Genomic DNA, 14,565 nt, shown 5'->3' with positions numbered 1-14,565 from the left:
TGGTGTTGGAAGGATGGAACCAGATAAGCTCATGACGGCCAAAGAGGCCGTCAAGAAGTTCGTGAGGGATGGATGTAGCCTTACCCTAGCGAACTTCGCCACTTCCGAGCCCTTTGCCCTTGTCCATGAGGTGATAAGGCAGAAGAAAAGGAACCTATACCTCATCAAATCTTCCGGTTTCATGGCTTCCGACCAGCTCTTGGCGGCCGGTTGCGTGAAGAGGATTTTAACCTCCTGGCATCTGCGCATGTCTCCAACTTCTTACTATTCCCCCATCGACAAGATGCTGAAGGAGAAGAAAGTGGAGGTGGAAGATTATACCAACTGGACGGTTGCTGCTAGGCTTTTGGCAGGGGCTTGGGGTCTACCCTTTTTCCCCGTGAAGGCAAATTCCCTCCTCCAAAGTGACATCTCCAGGATTAGGAGTTTCGAGGGGGAAAACAAGATGAAGGTGGTCGAGAACCCCTTCAACCCAAAGGAAAAGGTGGTCCTGGTCCCACCCCTCAACCCGGATGTGGCTTTGATCCATGCCCAGCGTGCTGATAAGAACGGAAACGTGCAACTTTGGGGGCCTTTGGGTGACACGGTATATGCGGCCCTGGCGAGCAAGGTGATCATCGCCAGCGTGGAGGAGATAGTGGATGAGGAGAACATAAGGAGGTCTCCCTTCCTTACCGTTCTTCCGGAGTTCAGGGTTAATGCCCTAGTCCATGAAGAGTGGGGGGCCCATCCCATGGAGTGCCTTGGATACTACGACATGGATGAGCCCTTCCTCCTCATCTGGTATGCCCTCCTCACCAGGAAGATGATGGAGAGCTTCATGGATGAGTGGATTTTCGGGGTGGAGAATCGAAAGGAGTACATAGAGCATTACATCGAAAGGTTCGGAATAGAAAAACTCAACAGTCTGAGGGCAAAGAAATATCTCTCAGACACCGTGAACCTTGGTTCTACTTTCGAAGGGGATATGGAGAGGTGGGGTATAGACTGGAGCTTCTTTGAACAGCCCATTTCGGAAATGGTGGAGTGGGAGGTATAGGTTTGAAGATCAGGATTACCCCTTTGGAAATGCTCGCTTATTCCCTGGCCCGCGAGCTCAGGGATGGGGAAATAGCTTTTGTGGGGCAAGGTCATCCCATCGTGGCCGCTTGCTTGGCGAAGAAATTCTTCGCTCCCCGCTTGAAGATCCTAATGGAGGGGGGAATCTACGGTTCCGAGCCCTACCGTCCTCCCTGGCATATAGCGGACCTGACCGCCACCAAGGGATGCTTGATGCTCACGGACTTCGCAGGGGTTTTCCTTTCCATTCTTAGCAGGGGATTTGTGGATGTGGGAATCATTGGATGCTCGCAAATAGACAAGTATGGCAACATCAACACCACCGTCGTGGGGGATTACTTCAATCCCGTCTTGAGGCTGCCTGGAAGTGGTGGAGGACATGAGGTGGGAAGCTTCTCCAAGAGACTCCTCATCACCATGGCGGGGGGAAGGTTCGTGGAAAAGTTGGATTACGTGACTACCCCTGGCTGGCTGGATGGAGGGGATTCTAGGGAGAAAGCTGGGTTGCCCGGCGGCCCGGCAGCCCTCATAACCAAGAAGGGTATCTTCAGGTTCCATCCAGAGACAAAGGAGATGTATTTGGATGCGAGGTATCCGTGGGTTTCGGTGGAGGAGATAAAGAGGGAAGTGCCCTGGGATCTCAAGCTGGCCGAGGACGGGGTGAAAGTGGCTCCCCTTCCCTCTCCGGAGGAGCTCAAGTTCATCAGAGAATTTTCCCCCCTCACCGCTCTGAGGAGGGATTACTACATCATGGAAAAGATTACGGAGAAGCACTGGATGCTCGAGCCTTCGGACGAACCCCTCATCACGAGGATAGTGGAAATAAGGGACGAAGAGAGGGAGGCCATAAAGAAAAGGATTGCGATGAAAAGGGAGGCAAGGGGGAGCTTTTTCAAGAAGGAAATAGGGAAGTGGATGGGGGGTTCAGCGAAGGGGTAAAAATTCTTCCAATCCCAGCTCCCTTATCTTCTCCTCTCGGGGTATCCCGTTTTCGTCCCATCCCACCATCCGATAATAGGTGTCGAGCATCTCCTCGAAGGTCTTCCGATCCAGCACCTGTCCTTGGGAAAAACCGTCGGGGAGGGGTTCGGTAAAGAACCTCTCGGGCAGGGTGTCATCCTTTCGGCTTATTCCCTCCCTCACGTTGAACATTCGCTGGAGGGTCCAGATCCTTTCTCCAATTCGATCCACCTCCCCTTCGTCCATTTCCCAACCCGTGACGGCGGAGAGGGAAGAGGCCAGGAGGGAAGGGGTGAAGACTATTCCGGCGAAGAACTTGCAAAGCACGGCCGCTTCTATCACCGTATATCTGCGTTCCAGGGCTATCTCGGCCTTCACCTTTTCCAAGTCGAGCACTTGAGGATCCAGGGGGGAATCCAGCGGATACATCCAAGTCATGGTTCCTATGTCGAGGTAGAGCATGCCGGTGGTGATATGGCATCCTCCCCTGTTGCCTAGGGCATAGGTGAGGGCCATTCCCTTCATCCCCCTCGGTTCGTAGCCGGCATACTCCAGCCCCTTAGTTTGCATAGCGTATTTTTCCGTTCCCCTTCCCAACCTTTTGGCGGCCAGCCTTGTGCCCTCCGCCAGCAGATCTCCTATCCCCCTCCTCTCCCCTATCCTCTTCACCAGTTCCACTATCGTTTCCTTGTTTCCCCAGGTGAGGTCCAGGCCATCCGCTTCCTCTTTCTTTAGGAGCCCCTTTTCGTAGCATTCCATGGCGAAGGAGATGGCTCTTCCACAGCTTATCCCATCCATTCCGTATTCGTTGACGAGTTGGTGGCAGATGGAAACGATTTCCAGGTCAGAGTTCCCGCATCCGGCTCCGAAGGTGTTCACGTGTTCGTACTCAGGACCCCAAACCACCATTCCTTGATAGGGACCGGATTTCACGACCGAAACCCTACCACAGGCTATTGGGCATCCAAAGCATCCCGCTTTTTTCACCAACAAAGTCTTGGAGAGGGTGGGTCCAGAAAGTTTCTCCCATTCCTCAAACCATCCGCTTTGGAAGTTCCTAGTGGGGAAGGCAGCAATACCGCTCGTGAAGGAGGTCATGGCGTTCGTGCCGTAGAGGTGGAGGGAGCGGACGAAGGGTTCGGATTTCCACACCTCGTACATCCTTTTGACCAGCTCGGAAACCCTTTCCGGATCCGCTACCTTCACCCCCCCATGTCCCCTCACCGCTATCGCTTTGAGTTTCTTTGAACCCATCACCGCCCCTGCCCCGCACCTCCCGGCCGCCCTTCCCTCATCGTTGATAATGGAGGCAAACCTTACGAGCCTTTCACCTGCAGGCCCTATGCAAGCAATCCTCACCTCTTCGTCTCCCAGTTCCTTCCTTATCCTCCGCTGTGTTTCGCTCGTGGTGGCCCCCCAAAGATGTTGGGCCTTTCTCAGTTCGACGAAGTCGTCATCGATCCAGAGGTAGACGGGAGAGGAAGAAGCCCCTTCTACGATGAGGAGATCGTATCCTGCGAACTTCAATTCTGGACCCCAGTGTCCGGCTGAGCTGGACCATCCCAAGATGGAGGTGAGGGGTGATTTGAAAACCACCACGTATCTTCCCGTGGGGATCCTGGTGCCGGTAAGTGGACCGGTGCAGAAAAAGAGTTTGTTCGATTCACCCAAAGGATCCGTTCCGGCTGGTACCTCCTTGAAGAGGAGATAACTTCCCAATCCTACTCCACCCAGAAACTTCCTGGCCAATTCGGGGGAAAGGTTCTCCTTTTCAATTCTACCGGTGGAGAGGTTTACCCTCAATATTTTGCCCTTGTATCCTCCCTTCATCCCTTCACCTCTTTCAGTATTCCGCTCGAAGAGATGAGCCCGGCCAGCAGCTTCTGTGCGGCTGAGAACCTGTTTTTAATGCTTGCGAGCTCGGAAGTCACCAGTTCCAGGGCGTTGGTTGGACAGGCCTTAACGCATTCCGGATCCCCATTGCAGAGATCACAGATCCTGACCACGTTCGTTTCTTCGTCCAGTACGATGGCTCCAAAGGGGCAAACGTTCAGACACCAGCTGCATCCTATGCATTTCTTGGGATCCACCCTTATCCTGTGTTTTTCGTCCACCTCCAGAGCGCTTTCAGGACAGGAGCTGACACACGGGGGTCGATCGCAGAATTGACAGTTGATGGGAAGAAAGAAATAGGGTGGGACAAAAGTTACCCTTATCAACGACTTCTTGGGATTGCATTCCTTCGTTTTGACTTCCGCGCAGACCACTTCACAAGTTCTGCAACCAGTACACTTGTCCAGATCAACCTTTAGATACTGGCGCATTCCTCCCTTTCCTACTTCAGGGTTAAAAAAACCTACCCTTCGAGCTCGGAGAGGAATTCCGCACCTGGAATTTCCCTGAAGGCCCTTATCACCTCTTCCGGGCTTCCCTCCTTCACCAATCTTCCGTTCAGGAGGAGAAGGGCCCTATGGGAAACCTCGCGGACGAAATCAAGATGGTGACTCACCACGATCATGGTGAGGCCCAACTCCTTGTTGAGGAGCTTCAAAACGTTGGTTATTCCGCGGAGGGTGAGGGGATCCAAGTCACCGAAGGGTTCATCCAGGAAGAGGATGCGGGGACGGAAGAGGAGTTCCAGGGCAATGGCCAGTCTTATCCTTTCCCCCCAGGAAAGCTCGAAGGTTTTCCTTTCCACCGCCTCTTCGGGCAGGCGACAGAGCCTTAGCGTGGGTTTTATTATCTTGGAAACGGCCTGCCAGGGAGCCACGGGGAAGAGTTCCTTCACGAGGTTCATGTCCAGTCCCAGCTCCCTCAGCCTGGCTTCCGCTTCCCTTTCCGGATAATCGGTGAGCCTGTAGAGGGCATCCGCCACTTCCTCTTTTAGGCCCAATTCCTTGGCCCTCAGTTTGGCGTGGGCGAGGGCCCTTTCCCCTTTCACCCCCACCCTAGCCATAGCAAGTTCCTTCACGGTCGCATGGTAGGGGAGGTCGAGTTCTTGGTGGATCCTCCCTATCCTTCTCCTGACCTCCATAGCACGATAGCTGAGTTTTGTGATGTCTACCGTTTTCCCTTCCATCCTATAGATTACCTCCCCCTCGTCGGGGAGTTCCAAACCCGAAAGCAATCGAAGGAGCACGGTTTTTCCCACCCCGGAAGGTCCAACGATGGATAGGATTTCCCCTTCCCTGACCGAGAAACTCACACCCTGGAGCTCGAAGGTTTCCCTCAGAACCTCCGCATAGTACTTCTTACGCAAGTTCCTGACATGGAGGAGGATCCTGCGCTTGGGTTTCGAGAGGGGGAGGGGGGGCTCCAGTCCGGAGAGGAAATGCGAAATGACCTCCTTGGGAGCACCTATCTCCACCACCCTTTTCTCCAACCACATCACCCTGTCGGAGAGCGCTAGCAGAAGGGAGGGGAGATGGGAGGCCACCAGCACGGAGACCCCCCACTCCTCTCTGACCCTCTTTATCTCATCCACCGCCTGCCTTTTGGTGGCAGGACAAGTCATGGTCACAGGTTCGTCGAGTAAGAGGAGGGGGGATCTCCCTGCTAGGGGCAGCTGCCTGGCGAGCACCAACCTTTGCTTCTCCCCACCGCTCAGGGTGAAGGCAGGGTGGTTGGCTTTGTGCGCTAGCCCCATTCTCTCGAGGATCTTCCTTCCCCTTTCCCTAAGCTCTTGAAACTCCGGAGAATCCTCGGGTGGAAGGGGTGCGGTTTCATCCCCCGTTTCCAAGGCGTTGAGCCTCCTCATCACATTTTCCAGCACGGTTCCCTCCCAGAGACCGAAGGAGCGCTGGAGATGAAGACCGGTGAGCTCGCCCAGTTTTCTAACCATCTCCGGAGGGGAAGAGGGAGTGATGGTTATTCCACCTATCCTTATTTCCCCCCGCTCGAAGGGGAGAGAGCCCCTCAGGATCCTGATGAGGGTGCTCTTTCCTCCCCCACTCCTTCCTATGACACCCAGGATTTCTCCCCTCTTCAGTTCGAAGGAAACGTTTTCCAGCGCTTCTACCTTCCCTCCCCCTTCGAGCTGGTAGGTTTTGTAGAGCCCTTTGACGTTCAGGAGGATCTCGTCAGTTTCCATCCTCCCTATTAAAGCCTCGATGAAACTAAAAGGAAGCCTCCCCCATTCTCTCGATGTGAGGAAGGTCACGGTGGCTTCTCCAGAAGTCTATTCTTACGGTGCCATGCTCATAGGAGGGATCCTCAGGGAAAGGGGTTATGGGGTCAAGGTGGTGAGGGGTTGGGAGGGACTGGAGGGAGAGGTAGTGGGACTCAGTCTCACCTCCCTCTCCCATCTCAGGGAAGCCGCTCGATTAGTCCCTGCCCTGAAGAAGGGTGGAAAAAAGGTGGTGATAGGGGGACCCATCACCCAGGTACCAGAGCTGGTCTTGAGGTCCCTTCCCGAGGTGGATGCGGTGGTGGTGGGGGAAGGCGAAGAGACGGCTCCTGAGGTTTTCGGGGTCCTCTTGGAAAGGGGAGAGCTGGAAGGGGTGGAGGGGGTGGCTTTTCTCAGAGAAGGTGAAGAGGTCAAGACCCCTCCCCGCCGACCTCCAGACCTCTCCGGAAGACCCCTACCGGAAATACCTTCCGATGTTTGGAAGCAGGACATACGTGGAGCCCAAGTTTACCTCGAAACTCACAGGGGTTGTCTGGGGGGATGTGGTTTTTGCCAAGTCCCCTGCTTCTTCGGTCGCAGGGTAAGGTCCAGGCCGCCGGAAGAGATAGAGAAGGAAGTGAAAGCCTTCATGGAAAAGGGAGTACGGAGGATTTCCTTTTTCGGTGGTACTTCTACCCATTACGGCAGAGATGGGGAAGGGGACTTTATAGATCTCCTGGAAAGGGTGAGCAAGCTCTTGGGTCCGAAGAACGTTTCCGTTCCAGACCTCAGGGTGGATGAGGTAGACCGGGAGGTGTTGGAAGCCCTGAAGAGGTACACGATAGGTTTTCTGATCTTTGGAATAGAGTCGGGGAGTACGAGGATGCTCAGGAAGATGAGGAAGGGAATTACGGTAGAGCAAATCTGGGAAGGTGTGGAGAAGGCTAGGGAGGTGGGGCTGGAGGTGGGTGGGGCTTTCATCGTGGGTTATCCCGGTGAGACAGAGGAGGACTACTTGGAGACGAAAGAGATGGTGGAAGAACTCATGCTCGACGAGTATACCATCAGCTTAGCTGACCCCCTTCCCGGAACTCCCCTTGCGGAGGAAGTGTGCAGGCTTCCGGAGGAGGAAAATCCCGTTTTCCAGAAGGAGGAGGGAAAGTGGGGGAGGTTGGGTTTGACGGTGGCGGAGGCTAGGGCCCTGGATCTCATGCTCACCGCCTCCTGCGCCCGTTCGAGACCCATCCTCCTCACCGATGGGTTCTATCACAGGTTGGTGGAAGAAGTGAAGAAGCAGGGGGAGGAGGTAAGGGCCAACACTAGGGATCTCAAAAGGCTCCTGGGATTTTCGGGAACCGTTTTTAGGGAAAAAAGTAGAGGAAAATGATGGTCAGGATTTTTGTGAATGGGGAGGAAAAGGAAGTTTCCCCCCATCTTTCGGTTCTGAAGGCCTTGGAGAGTTTGGGTGCACCTTACAGAGAGGATTGCAAGATCTTGGTCATGAGGAGGCTGGAGGAGAGGGAGGAAACGAGGGAATATGAGCTCGAGACCACGAGGGGGATAATTACGGTTGGAGTAGAGGAAGGGATCCTTCCCTGGTGGAAGGAAAATTTCCGTTCTTTCTCTGAGGGAGGGATGTGGTGGGAGACTAGACAAGTGGCGGTTTTTGGGCCCTTCGACCTCAGGGGCAAGGGGCTGAAACCCAGCAGGATGAAAAGGAGGTTCGAAGAAGGGGAGATCTTTCTGGGTTTTGGAGGCTTTGATCCCTCCCAAGCTTTCCTGGGATTCAGCAGGGAGGTCCATGAAGGGGTTTACGGAGTGCCCCAGGAGGCACCTCTCTTGGGTAGGGTGGTGAGGGGAGGACATCTGCTCGAAAGGCTGGGACGTGGAGACCGTTTGCTGGGAATCCGTCCGAGGCTCAAGGAAAAGTGGGAACAGGTCAAGGGTAATCCAGCCAGGATAGGGGTAGAAGAGGGGATGGAGATCTTCACCTTCCTGCGTGTAGTCCTCTTCCCCCAAGCGAAGGTCTGTGCCGAGCACCTCCTCGGTCTCACCAGGGAAGGGGTTTGGAGGATAAGTCAGATGGGATCGGCTTTCCTTTCGATGGACGGAATCCCCGTTGAAAACCTTCCCAGGGAGAACACCACCATGAGGTTCAGGGGAACGGTTACCGTGAGGAACGCAGGGAGGAGGACGGGATCCATCTATCTTTATCGCAAGGATGCGCCTCCCTCCCTCCACCACAGCGTGGTGGGCAGGGTGGAGATGGGGGTGGAGATGTTGGATTACACGCTGAAGGGTGAGAGGCTGCTCATCAAAACGGTTCCGAAGAGGATGGTGGTGGTGGGAATGACGCAAGGGGAGGCCTCCCGTTTTCTGCAGGAGGAGGGGATAAGGCATGTGAGGGTGGGTGACGAGAGGGATGAAGCCGTGATCATAGAGCAGAGACCGGAGCTCACGCTGGAGGTCAGGGAGGAGGGAATGGTAGCGACTCTCGGAGTGGATCCCAGCGCCGTCATAAAGGTGAGGCTTTGGGAGGATAGGGCACCCAAGAGCGTGGCCCATTTCAGGGCCGTGGCCGAAATGGTGACATCCAGCGTGGGGAAGCTGAGCGTAGTGGCCCTCACGGACGAGATCCTTCTCCTCTCGAGCGTGAGGGGTAAGACTTTCAAATCCCTTCCTGCGGAAAACGTGCCAGAGGAAGAGGTGAAGGAGGGAGCGCTGGGCGTGACCAACTCTTTCCGCAGGCTTACGGGTTTGCTGGGGGTCAGGCTGAAGTCCAGCAAGACCTTTGGACCCACCGGTGAGGCTTTAGAAGCCACCAACCTGATAGGAGAGGTGGTTGAGGGTCTGGAGGGTCTAAAAAACAGAGAAGTGGGTGATGTGATATACGTGATGGAAGAAAGGTGAAGAGGTTGGGACGCATCCTGGTGATTTCCCCCACCTCAGGGCTTACTCCAGAGGTTCTATGCAGGTATTTGATGGAGAAGGGGGTTAGGGCCAAGATGAAGGAAACATGTTTTGGTCTGGTGTTGGAGGGTGAGGAGGAAGTGCTGGAAGAGGCCCTGAAGAGTGCGAGGGAGCTGGATAGGTATGGGATCTTCTCCAAGATAAGGGGTTATCCTCCCGGAGACCCCAGGATATGCAGGGCCTCCAGGGGAGGGAGCCCCAGGATGGGCTTTTCTTTCTTGGATTACGAGGTGGAAAAACTTCCCCTCATAGAGGAGGCCCTGAGGGAACTCGAGGAGGGGAAGCTGGAGGTAAGGGAGAAGGAAAAGAGGAAAAAGCTCCCCCTGAAGGAACTCAGGGAAGTGATGGTGGAGGAATTTCCGTGAAAATCTTCATCTTTCCACCCAACAGTCTCATCCTCTCCGACTTGGTGGAGAGATTCGGTCACACCCCCCTCTCGCTCGGGAGGGAAATAGGAGAAAGGGTGAGGGATCCTGGGTTGGATAATCCTCCCCTCAACCTCACGGAGGAGGATCTGGTGAGGGGACTGAGGTACGTATCCATAGAGGCCCCCTCGGGGGTTAGGGGGAGGATGGGGGTTCTGGGTCCTCTCGTGGAGCAGGCGGAGGCAGCAGTGGTGGTGAAGAATCCGGATTATGCCTTTGGCTGTTCTGGCTGCGCCAGGGCCAGTCTCCAAGTCCTTTACATGCTGAAGAGGAGGGGGATTCCCATGCTGGAAGTGGAGTACCCTTCAACGAAGGAAGAAGCCAGGGAGATGGTGAGAAAGATCGCGGAGTTCTTGAGGGGGCTGAAGGGATGACGAGGATAGCACAGCTCTCCTGTGGTACAGAGTGGAGCGGTGTTCAGGCCATGCTGGAAAGGGCGGCAAGGATGGTGGGCGCGGAGCTCTTTTTCCCCGAGGTCGACCTCGAGGGCATCGATAGGGCAGTGGAGGAAATGGGATTGGAGGTACAGAGCCCCAACCTCAAACTCATGATAGCCAGGGCCAAGGCGTTGGCCGACGGTGTTCCGGCCGATGCTGCCCTCATCCTCACCTGCTTCAGGTGTGCGGAGGGTGTGCTCGTCAAGCACGCGGTGAGGAGGTACCTGCAGGAACGCACGAACCTTCCGTTGGTGATGTATTCCTTCACCGAGAAGCCCAAGCTTGGGGAACTCCTCATCAGGATGGAGGCCCTTGTTACCTTGGCCGAAAAGAAGACCCTCCTGGCCAGGGAAAAGCAGGAGGGGCTCACCCTCGGGATAGACTCCGGTTCCTCCACCACTAAGGCCGTGGTGATGAGGGACAACGAAGTGATAGGCACGGGTTGGACGCCCACCACGGAGGTGGTGGAAGCGGCCGAGAGGGTGAAAAGGGAGGCGCTTTCGCAGGCCGGGGTAAAGGAGGAGGAGATAGAAGCGGTTGGGGTCACGGGATATGGGAGGTTTCTCCTCGGAGAGGTCCTTAAGGCGGATCTGGTGCAGGAAGAGCTTACGGTGGTTTCGAAGGGTACGGCCTTCCTATCGGGGGTCCAGAGGGGGGAAGCCACGGTGATAGACATAGGAGGGTTGGACAACAAGGTGATGACCCTCCTCAACGGCATTCCCGATAGCTTCACGATGGGAGGGGTATGTGCGGGTTCTTCCGGGAGGTTCCTGGAATTAGCCGCTGCGAGACTGGGAGTGGACGTTCCCACTTTGGGCAAGCTGGCCCTGAAGGGTGATCCCGAAAAGGTAAGGATGGACAGCTACTGTGCCATCTTCGGGATCCAAGATCTGGTGGCGGGACTGGCGGGCGGGAACAGCAGAGAGGACATAGCCGCAGCGGCCTGCAGGAGCGTGGCTAGGCAGGTCTTCGAGACGCAACTCCAGGAGATAGACCTCAGGTTGCCCGTGATAGAGGTGGGTGGAACGGCCCTGGTGGATGGTTTGGTGAAGGAGATGAGAGAAATCCTGAGGGTGGACATAAGGGTTCCTCCCCTTCCGCAGTTCGGGGGTGCGGTGGGTGCAGCCCTCTTGGCTTCTGGGGTGAGGGAGTGAGCGAGAAGGTTTTCGTCGAATCCCTGGATCCCTCCTACCAGTACGGTTACGGGGTTCTCATGCTCAAGGTGATAGCGGAGCACGCCCTTTCGGAGCTTTCCCTTGGAGGGGCGCTGGAGGAGCTGAGGATCCTGGTGGACATGAGAAAACCCCTCGTAGCCGTCAGGGCCCTTCTAGGTCCCCCCCTTCCCCCCATAAGGGTAATGGACTGTGCCAGGGTGCAGGAAGCCGCGGACGGAATCCATGTGGTGCTTCTGGATGAGGGGCAGGCCCCTTTCCTGGCCAAGCTCCTGAGGGAAAAGTTTGGGGGATCGCTGGAGCAGCTGGATAGATGGGAAGTGGTGGTACCGGCTGGAGCGATGCCGGCGAAGGAGCTCGAGAGGTTGGTGGTCTCCCATCCGCAGGAGAGGATGAGGGAGAGGATCATGGATGCCCTGGAGAGGGTGATACCCGTGGGCTTCAGAGTACGCTATGCGGAGAGGGAAGGGAACTCCCTCCTCATCTTGGCTTCTGAAAATCCCATTCCCGATGGATGGGTCGAGGAGGTGAAGGAGGCCCTGAGAAAGCCACCCTCCCCCATTCCCCCGGAGAAAATGGAGGGGATAAGGAGAAAGGTAGAGGCGGCCGAAATCCTTCCCAAGTTCAAGGATGGGGCCATGCCCTGGAGGTTGTAGAGTTGCCCGGCTTTCTTTTTGAGGGTGGAGGTTACAGGCATCAGGAGCTCCTGGAGCTGGTGGAGGACTTGGGGGGCTCCGTCTTACAGACCAGGACGATAGGAACGGAGGTCACCATCACCTTCTTCGTTCCCCACGAGGATGTGGGGGTGGTGGAGGATTTGGTGAGGGACCTGCAGGGGAAGCTGAAAAAGCTTCCCCTGATAGGTTCTGAGATCGCGGTGGTTTCCCCCACCATCACCCGCCACCACCTTCCCCATCCCCTCTGCGATGTGGCGGAGTACCTGCGCAGGGAGGGTGCCAAGACCAACATGATAGGACTGGCCAGAGGACCGGGACAGAGGACATGTCAGCTGGGTGTGGAGGAGAAGAAACTGATAGAGGAACACGATGCGGCGGTCTTCGTGCTGGGGAATTTCGAGCACTGCTTGAAGGAATACAAGTGGAAGCTCTTCAAGGATCTTTCCGTTCCCGTGATCGTCACGGGTGGTCCGGAGCTTCCCTCCCTTCCCTACGCCTTCTCCTACATTTCAGGAATGGGAAGGCTTCCGTACAGGACTAGGACCTTCACGGAGATAGGGAAACTGGACGAGGTGGCAAGGGCGGTGGAGAAAGCGCTTGAGGAAAGGAGAAAAAAAATTTCGTTGGATCCTCCCCTTCTCTCACCCCTGGTTTTGAAGGGAGAGATAGAGAACAGGCTGGAGGAGATCAGGAAATGCGGAGCCCCCCTCCCCGTCACCCCGAGGCTAAAGGGGGTGAGGGTCAAGCTTCCCTACTCCAGGTTCGCGGGAGTGTTGAGGGAGATGGAGGTGGCGGGCTATAGGCTGGGAGAGATAGCCGAAATCCGTCGCTCTTTGATGAGAGATTATATCCTGGTGGACCTCCTCCCACTTTCGAGATTGGAGCTCTCTCCGAAAGGAGTCAGGGCTATAAGCGGAGGGATGGAAGTTTAAGAGGTGGAGGCCCAGAAGCCAGAGGTTGAGATTTTCCCCTACAGACTGCCCAGCGATGAGACCGTTTCCAAATTCCTCAACGGACTGAGGGAAATAAAGGGAGTCTTGAGGGTGATGATGCATGGTCCCTCCGTTTACTACCGGAGGTACATAGAAGTTGGGGGGAAGAAGATCATCCTCCGCATCCAGGTGGGGAAGTTCTGGGTGGAAATGGAGAGTTTGGAGGAGCTGGAGGCCATCAGGGAGCTTTGCAAGCGGGTCTTCCCCTACGGATTCGAGCTCAAAGTGGGGAGGTTCACCATGGAAAAGGAACCCCTGAGCGGGAGGAGATTGGTGCTCAGAATGGACACTTGTTTTTTGGAGGGAGGAGAGGAGTGAGACTGGGAAGGAAGTGCAGGGTGGTGGACTGCAGGGAGACGGCTGGTTTGGGACTGGGAGGGGGTCTGGCCCAAAGGGGGACGCTCGCGGAGGCCGCTGAACCGGACATCATCGTTCTCTCGATGGGCCCCAGTCCTAGGCACATCACCAAGCCCGTGTGTGAGATCACCTATGGTTTGAGGGAGGCAGGCTTCAACGTCAGCGTGCTCGTGCTCAAGATGGGAATAGGTCCTCCAGAAGAACTCATGGATCAAGTGGTGGGTGCTGCCTATTCCAACCTCTTTCCAGAGGAGGAGGAACAGATACGCAGGCACAAGCTGGCCCTCATCCATGTGGGAAACGTTCCGAGGCACTTCATACCCAAGGTCAAGGTCTTCCTCCGAAACGTTGCCCTTCCTGCCGTGGTGGTTTCACAGGCACCCGTCACCATGAAGGATTTCGCAGAGGCTGGGATAAGAACGAGGGAATATGAGCCAGAAGTTCCTGAGACGAAAGGGATGGTGGTGGAGGTGGTGACGGGAGTGATAAGAGGACAGACTTGCTCTCAGGAGAAACTGGACGAGATCATAGGAAAAGTGAAGTATTGGATGGAGAGGCTAAAGGATGGACAGGCACGTTTGGGAAGTGGCCAAGGCTAGGGTGGTGGTGGAGGGAGGAAAAATAGTTTCCGTCGGGGAACCCCTCACTCGCTTCTGTCCCGTGCTCGAGGCCCTCAGCGGAAAGGGGGAAAGGAGTAGGGAGGGGGTGAGGGAATCCATGGAGAGGAGGATGGAGCTCTTGGGGCTTTCCACCCCCCGGAGGGTCTTGGAGCTGGAGGTGTTGGGTGTGGGCTTTGGGGCCTCGGAGTGTTTGGCCACGGCTTTGGAGAGGGGGATAATAGAAACCACGGTGACGGTCTGCGATGGGGCTGGGACCGTGATCACGAATAAACCCGAGCTCGTTCAGGGCATAGGAATGGCCATGAGCGCCCTGCTCGAGACGAGTCCCCTTCCCGAGGTGATACGGAGACTGGAGGAAAAGGGGGCAGTGGTCCTAGATCCCTCCACGGCAAAGATGGACCAAGTGGAAGGGGTGAAGAAGGCCCTTTCGTTGGGTTATCGTAAAATAGGGGTGACGGTGATGGGTACGGAGGCCACCCTCATAGAGGAAATGAGGAGGGTGGAGAGGGAGAAGGGGGCTCTCCTTTTGATCATCGTGATCCATACGACGGGAATAGGGGAGGAGCTAGTTCCATACCTTCTGAAGGCGGACATGGTTCATGCCTGTGCTTCGAAGGTGGTGAGGGAGAAGATAGGTCCCTCGGCCAGGGCCTCCTTCGGAAAGAGCATCCCCGTTTATGCCCTGACGGAGCTTGGGGAAAGGGTGCTGAGGATGCAGGAGGAAAAGGTGGGGAAAAGCGAGAGGGCGGTGAAGGTTGAAACTCCCCGTCCTCCCTCCCCCTTGCGCTGAG

15 protein-coding genes are annotated in these 14,565 nt (G+C 55.9%); 12 read left to right on the top strand and 3 right to left on the bottom strand.

What is annotated here, in order from left to right; translation table 11 throughout:
* Positions 1–13 precede the first annotated feature (13 nt).
* Both QXG22_03645 and QXG22_03640 read left to right on the top strand, forming a co-directional pair.
* Positions 14–1,039 (top strand): CoA-transferase, encoded by a 1,026-nt coding sequence (locus QXG22_03645; protein ID MEM0359089.1) that lies wholly within the window; start codon positions 14–16, stop codon positions 1,037–1,039.
* Positions 1,027–1,998, top strand: a complete 972-nt coding sequence (locus QXG22_03640) for a CoA-transferase (protein MEM0359088.1) — start codon at positions 1,027–1,029, stop codon at positions 1,996–1,998. The genes QXG22_03645 and QXG22_03640 overlap by 13 nt, the downstream gene beginning before the upstream one ends.
* Here QXG22_03640 and QXG22_03635 read toward each other — a convergent pair.
* The 3 genes from QXG22_03635 to QXG22_03625 are packed head-to-tail and all read right to left on the bottom strand — an operon-like array spanning position 1,984 to position 6,109.
* A complete protein-coding gene (locus QXG22_03635; protein ID MEM0359087.1) occupies positions 1,984–3,849 on the bottom strand; it encodes an aldehyde ferredoxin oxidoreductase family protein in 1,866 nt (621 codons plus the stop codon). The genes QXG22_03640 and QXG22_03635 overlap by 15 nt on opposite strands.
* Positions 3,846–4,343 (bottom strand): 4Fe-4S dicluster domain-containing protein, encoded by a 498-nt coding sequence (locus tag QXG22_03630; GenBank protein MEM0359086.1) that lies wholly within the window; start codon positions 4,341–4,343, stop codon positions 3,846–3,848. The genes QXG22_03635 and QXG22_03630 overlap by 4 nt, the downstream gene beginning before the upstream one ends.
* A 32-nt stretch (positions 4,344–4,375) precedes the next feature.
* Positions 4,376–6,109 carry an ATP-binding cassette domain-containing protein gene (locus QXG22_03625; GenBank protein MEM0359085.1) on the bottom strand — a complete coding sequence of 578 codons (1,734 nt, stop codon included), beginning with the start codon at positions 6,107–6,109 and terminating at the stop codon, positions 4,376–4,378.
* Between the two features lie 19 nt (positions 6,110–6,128).
* Here QXG22_03625 and QXG22_03620 point away from each other — a divergent pair, with 19 nt between their 5' ends.
* The 10 genes from QXG22_03620 to QXG22_03575 are packed head-to-tail and all read left to right on the top strand — an operon-like array spanning position 6,129 to position 14,564.
* On the top strand, positions 6,129–7,511 hold the full coding sequence (locus QXG22_03620) for a methyl-coenzyme M reductase glutamine C-methyltransferase (GenBank protein ID MEM0359084.1): 1,383 nt from the start codon (positions 6,129–6,131) through the stop codon (positions 7,509–7,511).
* Positions 7,511–9,034, top strand: coding sequence for a methanogenesis marker 3 protein (locus QXG22_03615; GenBank protein MEM0359083.1), 1,524 nt, complete (start codon positions 7,511–7,513; stop codon positions 9,032–9,034). The genes QXG22_03620 and QXG22_03615 overlap by 1 nt, the downstream gene beginning before the upstream one ends.
* Positions 9,031–9,459: a methanogenesis marker 6 protein gene (locus tag QXG22_03610; GenBank protein MEM0359082.1), complete on the top strand. Its 429-nt coding sequence runs from the start codon at positions 9,031–9,033 to the stop codon at positions 9,457–9,459. Before QXG22_03615 ends, QXG22_03610 begins: the two co-directional genes overlap by 4 nt.
* On the top strand, positions 9,456–9,893 hold the full coding sequence (locus tag QXG22_03605; GenBank protein ID MEM0359081.1) for a methanogenesis marker 5 protein: 438 nt from the start codon (positions 9,456–9,458) through the stop codon (positions 9,891–9,893). The genes QXG22_03610 and QXG22_03605 overlap by 4 nt, the downstream gene beginning before the upstream one ends.
* A complete protein-coding gene (locus QXG22_03600; protein MEM0359080.1) occupies positions 9,890–11,110 on the top strand; it encodes a methanogenesis marker 15 protein in 1,221 nt (406 codons plus the stop codon). The genes QXG22_03605 and QXG22_03600 overlap by 4 nt, the downstream gene beginning before the upstream one ends.
* Positions 11,107–11,784, top strand: a complete 678-nt coding sequence (locus tag QXG22_03595) for a methanogenesis marker 17 protein (protein ID MEM0359079.1) — start codon at positions 11,107–11,109, stop codon at positions 11,782–11,784. The genes QXG22_03600 and QXG22_03595 overlap by 4 nt, the downstream gene beginning before the upstream one ends.
* 2 nt (positions 11,785–11,786) lie before the next feature.
* Positions 11,787–12,737: a methanogenesis marker 7 protein gene (locus QXG22_03590; protein MEM0359078.1), complete on the top strand. Its 951-nt coding sequence runs from the start codon at positions 11,787–11,789 to the stop codon at positions 12,735–12,737.
* A gap of 3 nt (positions 12,738–12,740) precedes the next feature.
* Positions 12,741–13,115 (top strand): methyl-coenzyme M reductase operon protein D, encoded by a 375-nt coding sequence (locus QXG22_03585; protein MEM0359077.1) that lies wholly within the window; start codon positions 12,741–12,743, stop codon positions 13,113–13,115.
* Positions 13,112–13,753, top strand: a complete 642-nt coding sequence (gene mcrC, locus QXG22_03580) for a methyl-coenzyme M reductase I operon protein C (protein MEM0359076.1) — start codon at positions 13,112–13,114, stop codon at positions 13,751–13,753. Before QXG22_03585 ends, mcrC begins: the two co-directional genes overlap by 4 nt.
* On the top strand, positions 13,719–14,564 hold the full coding sequence (locus QXG22_03575; GenBank protein MEM0359075.1) for a DUF2099 family protein: 846 nt from the start codon (positions 13,719–13,721) through the stop codon (positions 14,562–14,564). The genes mcrC and QXG22_03575 overlap by 35 nt, the downstream gene beginning before the upstream one ends.
* The last annotated feature ends 1 nt before the right edge of the window (position 14,565 follow it).

It is taken from the genome of Candidatus Hadarchaeales archaeon, from assembly GCA_038736355.1.
In the GTDB taxonomy this organism is placed as follows: Archaea; Hadarchaeota; Hadarchaeia; order Hadarchaeales; family WYZ-LMO6; genus WYZ-LMO6.
The sequence above is the reverse complement of the archived record's forward strand: the minus strand, read 5'-3'. Positions and strand labels throughout refer to the sequence as shown.